This window comes from Jiangella alba (assembly GCF_900106035.1).
In the GTDB taxonomy this organism is placed as follows: domain Bacteria; phylum Actinomycetota; class Actinomycetes; order Jiangellales; family Jiangellaceae; genus Jiangella; species Jiangella alba.
In genome coordinates, this window is record NZ_FNUC01000004.1 from 354,774 (window position 1) to 368,764 (window position 13,991).

Below are 13,991 nucleotides of genomic sequence, written 5' to 3' on the forward strand. Positions count from 1 at the left end.
GATCGCCGTGTCCACCGATCGTCGTCCCGTCGTCTTCGTCCACGGCCTCTGGCTGCACGCCGACTCGTGGAGTCCGTGGGTGGAGCTGTTCCGCGACTCCGGCTACGACGCCGAGGCTCCAGGCTGGCCCGGCGACAGCGCGTCCGCCGAAGAGACGCGGGCCCAGCCACAGCGGGTCGCCGGCGTCGGCATCGACGCCGTCGTCGACCACTACGCCGAGCTGATCCGCGCCCTGCCCATGCCGCCGATCCTCGTCGGCCACTCGTTCGGCGGGCTGATCGTGCAGCGCCTGCTCGGCGAGAACCTCGGTGCGGCGGCCGTCGCGCTCGACCCGGCGCCGATCAAGGGAGTCATCTACCTGCCGCCGTCGTCGCTTCGGGTCGCCTCGATCGCGCTGCGCAACCCGGCCAACCGGGGCCGCGCGGTCGCGCTGGACCGCGCCCAGTTCCGCTACGGCTTCGGCAACGCCCTCACCGAGCGCGAGTCCGACGAGCTGTTCGCCCGCTGGGCCATCCCGTCGCCCGGCCGGCCGCTGTTCGAGGCCGCCGTCGCCAACTTCAACCCGTCGTCGCCGGCCCGGGTCGACACCGGCAACGCCGGCCGCGGGCCGCTGCTGCTCACGCTCGGCGGCCGCGACCACACCGTCGCGCCGGCCATCGTCCGCACCACGGCGCGGCTCTACCGCAGGTCACCGGCGGTGACGGAGCTCCGGGAATACCCGGACCGCGGGCACAGCCTCGGCATCGACGCCGGGTGGCGGACCATCGCCGACGACGTTCTCGCCTGGCTGAAAGCGCGCGGCTTCTGACGCCGTACGCTGGTGGCACCGACCGCTCGGCACCAGATGGAGGGGCACGTGCCACGACAGGGACCTGTCTTGCTGACCGTCGAGGACGATCCGGCGGTGAGCCGGGCCATCGCCCGCGACCTGCGGCGCCGCTACGGCGCCGACCACCGGGTCGTACGGTCGGAGACCGGGGCCGGTGCCCTCGAGGTGCTGCGTGAGCTGACGCTGCGCGGCGAGGCCACCGCGCTGCTGCTGGCCGACTACCGCATGCCCGGCATGAACGGCATCGACTTCCTCGAACAGGCCATGGACGTCGTCCCGCAGGCGAAGCGGGTGCTGCTGACGGCGTACGCCGACACCCAGGCGGCCATCCGCGCCGTCAACGACATCGACCTCGACCACTACCTGGTCAAGCCGTGGGACCCGCCCGAGGAGCACCTCTACCCCGTCCTCGACGAGCTGCTGGAGGTGTGGGCGCGCGACAGCCGGCCCGGTTTCGAGGGCGTCACGCTGCTCGGGCACCAGTGGGCGGCCGAGACGCAGGACCTCAAGGAGTTCCTGACCAGCAACCAGGTGCCCTACCGCCACCTGCGCGGGCCCGACGGCGCGGCGCTGCAGGAGACCGCGAACATCCCCGACGACGCGCTGCCAGCGGTCATCATGCCCGACGGCGTGGTGCTGACCTGCCCGCCGCTGCGCGACATCGCCGAGCGGCTGGGCCTGGCCACGACGGCCGGCAGCCCGCTCTACGACCTCGTCGTGGTCGGCAGTGGGCCGGCCGGGCTGGGCGCCGCGGTCTACGGCGCCAGCGAGGGCCTGCGCACGCTGCTGGTCGACCGCGCCGGCGTCGGCGGGCAGGCCGCCCGCAGCAGCCTGATCGAGAACTACCTCGGCTTCCCGCAGGGCGTCTCCGGCGCCGAACTGGCCCAGCGGGCCCGCGACCAAGCCGTCCGCTTCGACGTCGAGATGCTCACCGCGGCCGCCGCCGTCGACGTCGTCGCGCAGGGCGAGGGCCGGGTCGTGCGCTTCGACGACGGCCACGAGGTCACCGCCCACGCCGTCGTCATCGCCACCGGCGTCTGGTGGTCGCAGCTGCCGGCCGCGGGCGCCGACGACTTCGCCGGCCGCGGCATCTACTACGGCGCGTCCGCCCACGAGGCGCCCGGCTGCAAGGGCGAGGACGTCTACATCGTCGGCGCCGCCAACTCCGCCGGCCAGGCCGCGCTGCACTTCGCCCAGTACGCCAGCCGCGTCGTCATGCTGGTCCGCGGGCCCGACCTGCGGCTGCGGATGTCCGAGTACCTCGTCGGGCGCATCGAGAACGACCCGCGCATCGAGGTGCGCACGTGCACCGAGGTCACCGCCGCCGAGGGCGACGGCCGGCTGGAACGCATCGTCGTCACCGACACCCGCGACGGCGGTACCGAGTCGCTGCCGGCCACGCGGCTGTTCGTGTTCATCGGCGCCGAGCCGCCCACCGCGTGGCTGGGCGAGGAATTCGCCCGCAACGACCGCGGTTTCCTCCTCACGGGGCCGGCGCTGCTCGACGCCGACGGACGGCCGCCGCGCGACTGGCCGCTGGCCCGCACCCCGTACCACCTGGAGTCCAGCGTCCCGGGCGTGTTCGTCGCCGGCGACGTCCGCGCCGAGTCGGTCAAGCGCGTGGCGTCCGCCGTCGGCGAGGGCGCCATGGCGGTGACGCTGGTGCACCGCTATCTGGAGGCGACGTGACCATGGGCACGCCCATCGACGTCGAGGAGCTGCGCACGCTGTTCCTCTTCGAAGGCATGACGCCGGAGCAGCTGGCCGAGGTGAGGGCGAGCGGCGAGGTCCGCACGTACCCGGCCGGCAGCACGGTCTACCGGGCCGGCGAGCCGTCGAACGCGCTGTGGGTGCTGCTCGACGGCACCCTGCGGCTGGTCCGGCACGCCGACGGCGAAGAGGTCGTCGTCAACGAGACCGACTACCGCGGCTCGTACGCCGGCGCCGTGCGCGCGTTCGCCACGTCGGCCGGCGCGGCCGCCTACCCCACCTCGCTGCACGCCGTCACCGACTGCCGGTTCCTGCGCTACCCCGCCGACGATTTCGCCGCGTTCGTGCAGAAGTGGTTCCCCATGGCGGTGCACCTGTTCGACGGCCTGTACCTCGGCATCCGCACCACCGAGGCCACGGTGCGCCAGCGCGAGCACCTCGCCCAGCTGGGCACGCTGTCGGCGAACCTCGCGCACGAGCTGAACAACCCCGCCGCGGCCACCGTCCGGGCCGCCGGGCAGCTGCGCGACCGCGTGGCGCACATGCGGCAGAAGCTCGGTCTCATCGCGTCCGGCCCGGTCGACCCGGAGATGATCTCCGGGCTGATGGCCATCCAGGAGCGCGCCGTCGAGATCGCCGCGAAGAAGCGCGACCCGCTCAGCCCGCTGCAGGAGAGCGACCTCGAGGACGAGATGATCGACCATCTCGAAGACCTCGGCTTCGACCACGCCGTCGACGTCGCGCCCGTGTTCGTCGCCGCCGGTCTCGACACCACCTTCGTCGACGACGTCGCCGCCGAGGTGGGCGACGCCCTGCCGTCCGCGCTGGCCTGGCTCGGCTACACGCTCGAGACCGAGGCGCTGATGGACGAGATCGAGGACGCCTCGAACCGCATCTCGACGCTGGTCGCGTCGGTGAAGCAGTACACCCATCTCGACCAGGCCGCCCACCAGGAGGTCGACCTCCACCCGGGCCTCGACAGCACGCTGGTCATGCTGGGCCACAAGCTCGGCGAGATCGAGGTGCACCGCGACTACGACACCACGCTGCCGCCGGTGCCCGCGTTCGCCGCCGAGCTCAACCAGGTATGGACCAATCTCATCGACAATGCCGTCGACGCGATGAAGGGCCACGGCACGCTCACCCTGCGCACCCACCTCGACGGCGACCACGCCGTCGTCGACGTCACCGACACCGGGCGCGGCGTGCCCGAGGACGTGCGCGGCCGGCTGTTCGAGCCGTTCGTCACCACCAAGCCGATGGGCGAGGGCAGCGGGCTCGGGCTCGACAACGCGAAGCGGATCATCGAGAAGCGGCACCGCGGGACGCTGACCTATACCACCGGCCCCGGCGGCACCACCTTCAGCGCCCGGCTGCCGCTGTCACCCGGCTGACCTGGACCAATGGTCTAGCCGTTACCCCTCGTACGACTTTCTGTCACTTTGGTCCGATATGGTCGGCGGCGTGACCGAGGCTCGACTGAACAGACGCACATTCCTCCAGCTCAGCGGCGTCAGCTCGGCCGCTCTCGCGTTGGGCGTCGCCGCGCCCGCGCAGGCGCTGGCCGCCGCCGAGGCGGAGAACGCACAGGTGCCGGACGGGGTGTTCGGCCTCGGCGTGGCCTCGGGCGACCCGAGCACCGGCAGCGTGGTCCTGTGGACCCGGCTGGCGCCGCAGCCGCTGGCTCCCGACGGCCACGGCGGGATGCCGCCGCACCCGGTGCCGGTGCGCTACGAGGTGGCCACCGACGAGGCCTTCCGCCAGGTCGTCCGTCGAGGTGCCGCGGTCGCCTCGCCGGAACTCGCCCACTCCGTGCACCCGCAGGTCGACGGGCTCGACCCGGGGCGCGAGTACTACTACCGGTTCCACGTCGGGCGCCAGGTGAGCCCGACGGGGCGCACGAAGACGCTGCCCGCGGACGACGGCGCCACGTTCCGGTTCGCCACCGCCTCCTGCCAGGCCTGGTACCACGGCCACTTCACGGCGTACCGGCACCTGGTCGCCGAAGACCTGGACGCGGTCGTGTTCCTCGGCGACTACATCTACGAGTACGGCATCACGTCGGCGAACCGGTGGCGTGCTGGCGCCGCCGTCGCGCCGGAGCACAGCGTCGAGATCCAGACGCTGGAGCAGTTCCGGCTGCGCTACTCGCTGTTCAAGACCGACCCGCACCTGCAGGCGGCGCACGCCAAGGCGCCGTGGATCGTCACCTGGGACGACCACGAGGTGCAGAACAACTACGGCGCGGACGGGTCGCAGTACGGCGTGCTGCCCGAGCACTTCGTGCACCTGCGCGCCGTCGGCTACCGCGCGTTCTACGAGAACCTGCCGGTGTCGCTGTCGACCCTGCCGGAGGGCCCCGACAGCACGGTGTACCGCCGGTCCGGCGACGGCGGGCTGGTCCGCTTCCACGTCCTCGACACCCGGCAGTACCGCGACCCACTGCCCGTCGACGCGGCTGACCAGAACCGAGAGGACCGCACGATCCTCGGCGCCGACCAGGAGGCGTGGCTCTACGACGGGCTGGCCGCCTCGCCCGCGCGCTGGAACGTCATCGCCAACGGCGTCACCGTCGCGGCCATCACCACGAACCGCACCGACCAGTGGGACGGCTACCCCGCCAACCGCCGCCGGCTGCTGGCCGCGATGCGCACCACGAACAACCCGGTCGTGCTCACCGGCGACATCCACAAGCACGTCGCGGCGGAGCTGAAGGCCGACTTCGGCGACCCTGCCTCGGCCACCGTCGGCGTCGAGCTGATCTGCACGTCGATCGCCTCCGACGGCGACGGCGCGCCCACCGACGCCTACACGCCCGACTGGGTGCAGCACCCCTACGTCAAGCTCTACGACGGCCGCCGCGGCTACGTCCACGTCACGCTGACCGGCACGGCCATGACGTCGGAGTTCAAGATCGTGCCATGGGTCGAGGCCGACGCCGACGCCCCACTCGAGACCGTCGCCCGTTTCGTCACGCCGGCCGGGTGCGCCGGGTCTGGAGCGTCTCGCATGAGCGGCCGTCACGTCCGCACCGTCACGGGCCTGCGCGCGCAGGGCCGGCTCGGCAGCATCGTGCTGGACTGGACGCCGGTCCCCTGGGACACCGTCGTCGACCACTACGCGGTGTACGCCGCGGCCGACGCCGCCGACGTCGAGCCGAGCCCTCAGACGCTGCTCGCGAAGACCGTGTACCCGCACTTCGTGCACAGCGGCCTCGGCGGCAACGCCCGCCGGTTCGCCTACCGCGTCGTCACCGTCGACGCGGCCGGGGCGCGCAGCCGGCCGTCCGCGGCGCTCGCGGCCACCAGCCAGGTCTCGGTGACGACGTCCGGCACGCCGCTCGCGGTGGTCGGCGACTTCGACGGCAAGGGCCTGGAGTTCGCGCTGTCGCCCAACGGCTACAACCGTTACCCGGCGACCTTCCCCGACGGCGTCGACTTCCGCGTCGGCACGGACGCGCCGGGCACCGGCTGGAGCTACCTGCACCCGGGCCCGACGGACTCGTGGGCGGGCCGGCGCACCCACACGTTCCGGCTCCGGTTCGACCTGCCGTCCGTGCCGGCGGGCGAGGTGTGGCTGGCGATCTGGCTGATCGACAGCCACGCGACGACCCCCGGCTCCGCGGTCCTCGACGTCAACGCAGCGACGGTGGACCGGCTGCGGTTCGAGCGCGGCGCGACCCGCGGCTCGCTCGAGGGCGACACCACGGTGCCCGGCACCCGCCTGCGCCCGTCGTACCTCGAGCGGCCGCTGCCGTCCGGCCTGCTCGCGGCCGGCGAGAACGTCCTGACGCTGGTCAAGGACGAGGGGTCGTGGATCGCCTGGGACGCGATCGGCCTGTTCGCGACCTGAGCGCGACCAGCCTGGGCCCAATGTACGCGCAGATATCGCCGGTGCGAGCGCGGAGCCGCCGGCTCGGGGACCGATCAGCGCAGGACGCCCTCGTGCAGGGCGCGCAGGACGGCGTTGGTGCGGTCGCGGGCGCCCAGCTTGAGCAGGATCGTCGACACGTGGTTCTTGACCGTGCCCTCGGCGAGGAAGAGCGCGCCGGCGATCTCGCGGTTGCTGTAGCCCTCGGCGACCAGCCGCAGCACCTCGAGTTCCCGCTCGGTGAGCGGCTCCATCGGCGGCGCGCCGGCGCCCACGGGCGACGGGCCGGAGCGGATGGCCCGGAGGAGGCGCTCGGTGATGGACGGCGCGACCAGCGTGCCGCCGGCGGCCAAGGCCTCGACGGCGCGGGTCAGCTGCTCCAGCGTGACGTCCTTGAGCAGGTAGCCGCGGGCCCCGGCGCGCAGCGCGTCGAGCACGAGGGTGTCGTCGTCGAACGTGGTGAGGACCAGGACGGGGATGTCGCAGCCGCGTTCGCGCAGCTGCTCCAGCGCCCAGATGCCGTCGTGGCCCGGCATCCGCAGGTCCAGCAGGACGACGTCGGGCTGGGTCGCTTCGACGACGTCCAGGGCGGCGGCGCCGTCGCCGGCCTCGCCGGCCACCTCGATGCCGGCGACGTCGAGCAGGGTGCGGATGCCCTGACGGACCAGCGTCTGGTCGTCGACCACCACGACGCGGGTCATCGGGCCGGCACCCGGGCGAGGACGCGGAAGCCGTCGCGGCCGTCGTAGTCGACGGCGCCGCCGAGCGCAGCGAACCGCTCGGACAGGCCGCGCAGGCCGTTGCCGGCCACGGCTCCGGCGGCGCCCCGGCCGTCGTCGGCGGCGGTGAGCGTGATCGCGTCGCCGTCGCGGGCCACCTCGACCCACAGCTCGCGGGCGTCGGCGTGGCGCAGGGTGTTCGTGACGATCTCCTGCATGGCCCGCACCAGCGCGGCGCTCTGCTCCTCGTCGACCTCGACGCCCGGACCCACCTCGACCGCGACGTCCAGGCCGGGCACGTCGCGGCCGACGCTGCGCAGTGCCTCGCGCAGGTCGACGCCCGGCCCCGTCCGCAGCTCGCCGACGGTGGCCCGGACGTCGCCGAGCAGGTCGCGGGCGACCCGGCCGGCCCGTTCGACGTGCTCGCGCGCGGCGTCGGCGGGCCGGTGCCGCGCGGCCTCCAGCTCCAGCGTCAGCACGGTCAGCTGGTGCCCGATGAGGTCGTGCAACTCGCGCGAGATGCGCAGCCGCTCGGCCGAGCGCGCGGCGTCCTGCAGCAGGACGGTCGTGGCCTGCTGCTCGACGTGCACCTCGGTCAGCTCGCGGCGCAGCCGCTGCTCGCGCCGGATCGCGGCGACGCTGAACACGGACGCGATCTGGACGAGCGCGTAGAACGCGGTGCCGATCAGCACGCCGGTGGTGCTGTCGCCGCCGCGCGCCGCGGTGAGGCCGATGACGGCGGTGTTCAGCGCGACGACGACGAGGTTGGCCGGCAGCCGCACCACCTCGGTGCCGACCGCCGCGACGACCACCAGCAGCACCGGCAGCAGCCCGCCGCCCGGCACCGTCGCGACCACCAGCCAGGACAGCGCGACGGCGGCGGCGTAGACGACGCGCTGGGCGGACGGCCGTTCCCCCAGCACCCCGGCGGCCACGATCGCGACGAACGACGCCGCGTACGCCGCGACCCACAGCCCCGCCGGAAGGTCCGGATCCGTGGCTCCGAGCGCGACCGGGATGCCGACGCCGGCGCAGACCACGAGCATCGCCAGGCCCGACCACTCCTCCGGACCGATGCGACGCATGATCTCCACCCTAGGTGGCGCATCGAGGCTCCGGGGGTGCCGGAAGTCATGCCCGCCCTTCGTGACGTCCGGCACGCGCGCCCGCACGGGTCCGGTTCCTAGCGTCGAGGCATGAGCGAATCCACCATCGTCGTCGACCACGTGCACAAGCGGTACGGCGACACCGTCGCCGTCGACGACATCAGCCTGCGCGTCGAGCCGGGCGAGGTGCTGGGCGTCCTGGGAGCGAACGGCGCGGGCAAGACCACGACCGTCGAGATGATCGCCGGGCTGCGGGTGCCGGACCGCGGCAGCGTCAGCGTGCTGGGGCTGGACCCGCGCCGCGACCGGGCCGCGCTGAGCCAGGTGCTCGGCGTGCAGCTGCAGCAGTCGTACCTGCACGGGGCGCTGACCGTCGCCGAGCTGGTCGGCCTCTACCGCACCTTCTACCCCGACCCGCGGCCGGCCGACGAGCTGCTGGACCTGGTCGACCTGCGCGAGCAGCACCGGACCCGGTTCGAGAAGCTGTCCGGCGGCCAGCAGCAGCGGCTGTCCATCGCGCTGGCGCTGGCCGGGCGGCCGAAGGTGGTGATCCTGGACGAGCTGACGACCGGCCTGGACCCGCGCGCCCGGCGGCGCATGTGGTCGGCGGTCGAGAGCCTGCGCGACGAGACGGTCGTGCTGGTCAGCCACGCGATGGACGAGGTCGAGCGGCTCTGCGACCGGGTCGCGCTGCTCGACGCCGGCCGGGTGATCGCCCTGGACACCCCGGCCGGGATCGTCGACCGCGCCTGCGCCGCGACGCTGGAGGACGCGTTCGTCGCGCTGACCGGCCGCGAGCCCGAGTACGAGGAGGACGCCGCATGAGCACCGCGGCGATCACCGCCCGCAGGCCGGGCCCGGCCGCCTGGCTCGCCCTGACGATCTGCGAGGCCAAGATGGTGGTGCGCGACACCGCCGGACTGGTGGTGCCGATCGGGCTGCCGCTGCTGATCCTGGTCATGAACGCGTCGTCGGCGTCGGACGAACCGGTCGCGAACGGCCGGTCCGCGCTGGACGTGCACGTGCTGCCGCTGGTCTTCACGATCGTGCTGGCGACCATCGGCATCGTGAACATGCCCAGCTTCCTCGCCTACTACCGCCGCTCCGGCATCCTGCGCCGGCTCGCCGTCACCCCCGCGTCGCCGGCGATGGTGCTGGCCGCGCAGCTGATCGTGAGCCTGGTGCAGGCGGTGATCGGCATCGGCATCGCGTTCGGGGTGGCGCTGCTCGCGTTCGGGGCGCGGCCGCCGGTGAACGGCTGGGCCGCGCTCGGCGTGGTGGCGCTGGCGATCGCGGCGATGTACGCCGCCGGGATGATCGTCGCGGCCGTGGCGCCGACGCCGAACTCGGCGGTCGCGATCGGGCTGGTCGGCTTCTTCGCGCTCGGCGCGCTGGGCGGGCTGTTCGGCGGCACCGACGGGCTGCCCTCCGGCCTGGCCCGGGTCGGCGAGGCGCTGCCGTTCGGTGCGTCCGTCGAGGCGCTCTCCGACGCCTGGGCGGGCACGCCGGTCGACCCGGCGCACCTGATCGCGCTGGCCGTCGCGACGGTGGTGGGCGTGACGGTGGCGGCGGTGGCGTTCCGGTGGGACTGATCGGGTCGGCCGCGGCGGCCCTGTTCATCGTCGTGTTCACCGTCGACGGGTGGCGGCGGCCGGGCTACCGGCCGCTGTACCACCCGGTCAGCGCGCTGGCGCTGGGGCGGCGCGGCTGGGTGCAGACGACGAACTTCCTCGTAGGGGGCGCCGGGTTCCTCGTCGGAGCGGCCGGCCTATGGGCGGAGTTCCCGTGGATCGCGGCCGCGGTGGCCGTGCTGGGGCTGGCGCTGGCCGCGTCGGGCGTCTGGGCGATGGACCCGATGCGCGGCTACCCGCCCGGCACGCCGTCGTCGACGCCGGAACGGTACAGCCGGGCGCACCGCTGGCACGACAACACCGGCGCGCTGCTGTTCCTCGGGCTGCCCGTGACCGCCGTGCTGACCGCGGTGATCGGGCCGGACGGCTGGCTGCGCTGGTACTCCGTCGCGACGGCGCTGGCCAGCGGGCTGCTGTTCGCCCGGTTCGGGATCGGCTGGGAGGCCGACGACGCGCGGACCGGGCTGTGGCAGCGGCTGACCATCGTCGTCGGATGGACGTGGCTGGCGGTGCTGTTCGCGGCGGCCTAGGTTGAGTGCCGTGACGACGCTGACCGCCGCCGCCCTGCTCGCTCGCATCGCGGCGGCCGACGGCGCACTGCCCCGGCCGACCACCGTCGACGGCGTCGTGGCGGGCGACCCCGGCACCGTCGTGGCGGGGGTGGCGGTCACGACGCTGGCGACGCTCGACGTGCTGGAGCGGGCCGCGGCCGCCGGCGCGAACGTCGTCATCACCCACGAGGCGCCGTTCTACGACCACCTCGGCGCCGCGAACGACGACCTCGAGGCCGAGCAGGACCCCGTCTACCTCGCCAAACGGGCCTTCGTCGACGAGCACGGGCTGGTCGTCTGCCACTACCACGACGGCTGGCACCGGCGCCGTCCCGACGGCGTCGACGACGGCGTCGCGCGGGCCCTGGGCTGGACGCTGGACCCGGGGCCGGCCGCCGCGGGCGTCGCGCTGTGCACCGTCGCGCCGACGACGCTCGGCGCGCTGGCGGCGCACGTCGCGACGGCGCTCGGGGCGCGGGCCGCGCGGTTCGTCGGCGACCCCGGGCTGCCGGTCACCCGGGTCGGACTCGACCTCGGCAACCGCGGCTTCGCCCGCAACCGCTCGCTGCTGCGCCGCGACGACGTCGACGCCGTCGTCATCGGCGAGGCGCACGAGTGGGAAACCGGGTCGTACGCCACCGACGCGGCGTGGCTGGCTCGGCGCGGCGGGTCGCCCGCGGGGCTGGTCGTCGCCGGGCACATCCCGTCCGAGCAGGCCGGTATGCGGTTCTTCGCCGACTGGCTGGCGGCGCTGCTCCCGGACGTCGCCGTCCGCTTCGTCGAGACGCCGGACGCCTACACCGCGGCGAGCAGGTCCTCCGGGACGTAGCCGGCGGCGGCCAGCTCCGCCCACAGCGCGGCCGGGATCTCGTGCCCGCCCGCCGCGACGTTCGCGGCCACCTCGGCGCCGGACCGGCAGCCCACCAGCACCGTCCCGACCGCCGGGTGCAGCAGCGGGAACTGCACGGCGGCCGCGGCCAGCGGCACGTCGTACCGCGCGCAGAGCTCCTGGCAGCGCAGCGCCCGCGCCAGCACGTCGTCGCCGACCGGCCGGTAGTCGTACTTCGCGGCCGCGGACGGCGAGGCCAGCAGGCCGGTGTTGAACACGCCGCCGACGACCACCTGCGTCGCGGTGTCCGCACACGCCGGCAGCAGCGAGCCCAGAGCCCGGTGGTCGAGCAGGGTGAACCGGCCGGCGATCAGCACGGTATCGGCGTCGAACTCGCGGACCAGCGCGGCCAGCGGATCGGCGTGGTTCATGCCGAACCCGATGGCCCGCACCACGCCCTCGTCGCGCAGCCGCCGCAGCGCCGGGAAGGCCGTGCGCCGGACCTCGTCGGCGGCGTCGTCCGGGTCGTGGATGAACGCGATGTCGACGTGGTCGCGCCCGAGCCGCTCCAGGCTGGACTCCAGCGACGCGCGGATGCCGCGCTCGGTCCAGTCCGGCTCGACGGCGTCGCCGTCGCGCAGCAGCCAGCCGACCTTCGTCGACACGACCGCCTCGGCGCCGGTCTCGCGCAGCCCGCGGGCTAGCCGCGTCTCGGCCAGCCCGTGCCCGTAGCGCGGCGCGGTGTCGAAGTAGCCGACGCCCAGCTCGGCCGCGACCCGCACCGCGTCCAGCGCGTCGGCCTCCGCGACCGGCGTGAACAGCCCGCCGAACGCCGCGGTGCCGATGCCCAGGCGCGGCAGCGCGACCGTCACGCGCCGCTCACCAGCGTCGGCGTCGCGGCGCGCAGCTCCAGCGCCAGCGTGAGCCGGGCCTGCGCGCGCGGCTCCAGCCGCACCGTCACCCGCGGCCCGCCGACGTCCTCGGCCGGGCCGTCGTCGAGCGCGGCGGTGCTGATGCGGTGCTCGGCGAACGAGCCGCCCTGCACGACCAGCGTCCGCGGCCGGTCGCCGGTGTTGACCAGCTCGGCGACGGTGCGGTCCGGGTCGATCGACGACACCAGCGCGGCGACGTCGTCGGGCAGGCCGGGCCGCACGCCGTCGCCGTGGAACCAGCGCAGGTGCAGGTGTGCCGGCGAGCCGTTGTAGAGCACCTGCGGCGTGCCGGTGGTGAGCTGCAGCAGGATCTCGGTGACGACCGGGTTGCGGTGCTGCCAGAGGTGGATGTCCAGCGCCGACGGCCCGGCCGCCGGGTCGGTGTCGTCGCGGGCGATGTCGTCGAGCCGCTGCTCGCTGGTCGCGAGGGCGCTGCGCAGGGCCCGCTCCGGATAGCGGGGGTTGCGGCCGGCGAGGTACTCGAACCACGGCTCCTCGTGGCCGTTCTCCTCCTTCGTCCGCTGGTCGTGGACGGCGGTCCAGTCCCACGAGGCGCCGGCCCGCAGCGCGTCGACGCGGCGCCGGTCCTCGTCGGCGCGGCCGAAGTGCCACAGCCAGATCAGGTACTGCGTCGGCGGCACGTTCCAGTCGAACCAGCCGGCGTCGCCGCGGCGGTGCGGCACCATCAGCGTCGGCCGGTCGCCCCGCCCGGCGAGGTGCTTCGTCCACCGATCCGTGACGGAGCCGACGTCGTCCGGGCGGCGCTGCTCGGCCTGCTCCAGGGCGACGTCGAACGGGTTGCGGGCGAGGTCGAGGAAGCCGTCGTCGCCGGTGACGAACGCCGCGTTGGTGCCCGCGACCACGGCCGCGCAGGCCATCGACTGCAGCCCGTGCGGCCAGGACCAGCCGTAGTGGCCGCCGTACCACCGTCCGCCCAGGTACTCGCCGACCCGCCCGCTCAGCCCCGTGTTGTCGGGGACGACCGGGCCGCCGGCCCAGCGGTCGCGCCAGGCGCCGACGTACTCGGCCACCCAGTCGGCGTAGCGCTGCTCGCCGGTGAGCAGCCAGGCGTGCACGGCCAGGCTGGTCGAGAGGACATTCGCGAAGGTGTCGCCGCGGCCCATGCGGTCCCACATCTCGCGGCCGTAGGCGCGCGCCTTCGCGGGGTCGGCCACCAACTCGTCGAACGAGTCGTAGCCGAGCCAGTCCAGCGGCAGCCCGTACGGCCGCAGCGGCAGGCTCCACGGGAACGCCACCTCGTGGTCGCCGAACCCCCAGCGCGGGCCGCCCGCGCCGTTGTGCGGCGCGCGGATGATCCGGTGCTCGGGGTCGTAGTTCGGGCCGCCCGGCAGGTAGAGGTCGGCGAACCGGCGGGCCTGCTCGGTGCGCGCCCCGCCCGGCCGGGCCAGGCAGCGGGCGTAGAAGAACAGCAGGCTCTCGCCCTGGTGGAACCAGTCGTAGCCGCGCTCGTACCCGTCGACCAGCATGCCCATCTCGGTCAGCTGCGCGGTGACGCCGTCCCAGTGCCGCTCGGACGCCGCCAGCAGGTCGTCGCTGCCGCCGAGCAGGTACAGCATCGGCCAGTTGAAGAACGCCTCGTAGAAGTCGTCCACGCCGTCGCGGTCGTCGGAGCCCTCGCCGAGCGTGCCGGCGAAGACCAACCGGCCGTCGGCGGCGGTGTAGCGGTCGGCGAACGTCCGCCACGCCTTGTCCTGCTGGGCGAACAGCGAGCGCTGCAGCCGGGCCCACTCGGGGACCTCGGCCGGCCGGCGGGACGACACGAGCACGGCACACCTCACAAGCAATCGTGGCGA

12 protein-coding genes are annotated in these 13,991 nt (G+C 74.2%); 8 read left to right on the plus strand and 4 right to left on the minus strand.

The features are described from left to right. Window positions 1-7 precede the first annotated feature (7 nt). From BLV02_RS19495 to BLV02_RS36595, 4 genes are all read left to right on the plus strand, one after another. Window positions 8-808, plus strand: coding sequence for an alpha/beta hydrolase (locus BLV02_RS19495; RefSeq protein WP_069109738.1), 801 nt, complete (start codon window positions 8-10; stop codon window positions 806-808). 36 nt (window positions 809-844) lie between these two features. Beyond that, window positions 845-2,518, plus strand: coding sequence for an FAD-dependent oxidoreductase (locus BLV02_RS19500; protein ID WP_069109739.1), 1,674 nt, complete (start codon window positions 845-847; stop codon window positions 2,516-2,518). Between the two features lie 2 nt (window positions 2,519-2,520). Beyond that, the gene (locus BLV02_RS19505; RefSeq protein WP_069109740.1) at window positions 2,521-3,933 is read left to right on the plus strand and encodes an ATP-binding protein; all 1,413 of its coding nucleotides are present in this window, start codon (window positions 2,521-2,523) and stop codon (window positions 3,931-3,933) included. A gap of 70 nt (window positions 3,934-4,003) precedes the next feature. Continuing rightward, window positions 4,004-6,391 carry an alkaline phosphatase D family protein gene (locus BLV02_RS36595; protein ID WP_216094024.1) on the plus strand — a complete coding sequence of 796 codons (2,388 nt, stop codon included), beginning with the start codon at window positions 4,004-4,006 and terminating at the stop codon, window positions 6,389-6,391. Between the two features lie 74 nt (window positions 6,392-6,465). Here BLV02_RS36595 and BLV02_RS19515 read toward each other — a convergent pair whose 3' ends face one another. Both BLV02_RS19515 and BLV02_RS19520 read right to left on the minus strand, forming a co-directional pair. After that, complete coding sequence (locus tag BLV02_RS19515) at window positions 6,466-7,110, minus strand: response regulator (protein ID WP_069109742.1); 645 nt, start codon at window positions 7,108-7,110, stop codon at window positions 6,466-6,468. Beyond that, window positions 7,107-8,213 (minus strand): sensor histidine kinase, encoded by a 1,107-nt coding sequence (locus BLV02_RS19520; RefSeq protein ID WP_069110231.1) that lies wholly within the window; start codon window positions 8,211-8,213, stop codon window positions 7,107-7,109. The genes BLV02_RS19515 and BLV02_RS19520 overlap by 4 nt, the downstream gene beginning before the upstream one ends. Before the next feature lie 111 nt (window positions 8,214-8,324). Between BLV02_RS19520 and BLV02_RS19525 the strand changes: the two genes are divergently transcribed. The 4 genes from BLV02_RS19525 to BLV02_RS19540 are packed head-to-tail and all read left to right on the plus strand — an operon-like array spanning window position 8,325 to window position 11,245. Next, window positions 8,325-9,059: an ABC transporter ATP-binding protein gene (locus tag BLV02_RS19525; RefSeq protein ID WP_069109743.1), complete on the plus strand. Its 735-nt coding sequence runs from the start codon at window positions 8,325-8,327 to the stop codon at window positions 9,057-9,059. Then, window positions 9,056-9,826, plus strand: a complete 771-nt coding sequence (locus tag BLV02_RS19530; RefSeq protein ID WP_069109744.1) for an ABC transporter permease — start codon at window positions 9,056-9,058, stop codon at window positions 9,824-9,826. The genes BLV02_RS19525 and BLV02_RS19530 overlap by 4 nt, the downstream gene beginning before the upstream one ends. Next, complete coding sequence (locus BLV02_RS19535) at window positions 9,817-10,395, plus strand: DUF998 domain-containing protein (protein ID WP_069109745.1); 579 nt, start codon at window positions 9,817-9,819, stop codon at window positions 10,393-10,395. Before BLV02_RS19530 ends, BLV02_RS19535 begins: the two co-directional genes overlap by 10 nt. Before the next feature lie 10 nt (window positions 10,396-10,405). Next, a complete protein-coding gene (locus tag BLV02_RS19540; RefSeq protein WP_069109746.1) occupies window positions 10,406-11,245 on the plus strand; it encodes a Nif3-like dinuclear metal center hexameric protein in 840 nt (279 codons plus the stop codon). Here BLV02_RS19540 and BLV02_RS19545 read toward each other — a convergent pair. Together BLV02_RS19545 and BLV02_RS19550 are read right to left on the minus strand one after the other, a co-directional pair. Beyond that, window positions 11,212-12,117, minus strand: a complete 906-nt coding sequence (locus BLV02_RS19545; protein ID WP_069109747.1) for an aldo/keto reductase — start codon at window positions 12,115-12,117, stop codon at window positions 11,212-11,214. The two genes, BLV02_RS19540 and BLV02_RS19545, sit on opposite strands and share 34 nt — an antisense overlap. After that, window positions 12,114-13,964 carry a DUF8034 domain-containing protein gene (locus BLV02_RS19550; protein ID WP_069109748.1) on the minus strand — a complete coding sequence of 617 codons (1,851 nt, stop codon included), beginning with the start codon at window positions 13,962-13,964 and terminating at the stop codon, window positions 12,114-12,116. Before BLV02_RS19550 ends, BLV02_RS19545 begins: the two co-directional genes overlap by 4 nt. Between the last annotated feature and the right edge of the window lie 27 nt (window positions 13,965-13,991).

What these genes read in the sequence shown, in the direction of transcription:
- BLV02_RS19505 (WP_069109740.1), top strand. Translation starts at nt 2,521, where the DNA reads ATGGGCACGCCCATCGACGTCGAGGAGCTGCGCACGCTGTTCCTCTTC.
- BLV02_RS19520 (WP_069110231.1), bottom strand. Translation starts at nt 8,213, where the DNA reads ATGCGTCGCATCGGTCCGGAGGAGTGGTCGGGCCTGGCGATGCTCGTG.
- BLV02_RS19525 (WP_069109743.1), top strand. Translation starts at nt 8,325, where the DNA reads ATGAGCGAATCCACCATCGTCGTCGACCACGTGCACAAGCGGTACGGC.
- BLV02_RS19530 (WP_069109744.1), top strand. Translation starts at nt 9,056, where the DNA reads ATGAGCACCGCGGCGATCACCGCCCGCAGGCCGGGCCCGGCCGCCTGG.
- BLV02_RS19515 (WP_069109742.1), bottom strand. Translation starts at nt 7,110, where the DNA reads ATGACCCGCGTCGTGGTGGTCGACGACCAGACGCTGGTCCGTCAGGGC.
- BLV02_RS19500 (WP_069109739.1), top strand. Translation starts at nt 845, where the DNA reads ATGGAGGGGCACGTGCCACGACAGGGACCTGTCTTGCTGACCGTCGAG.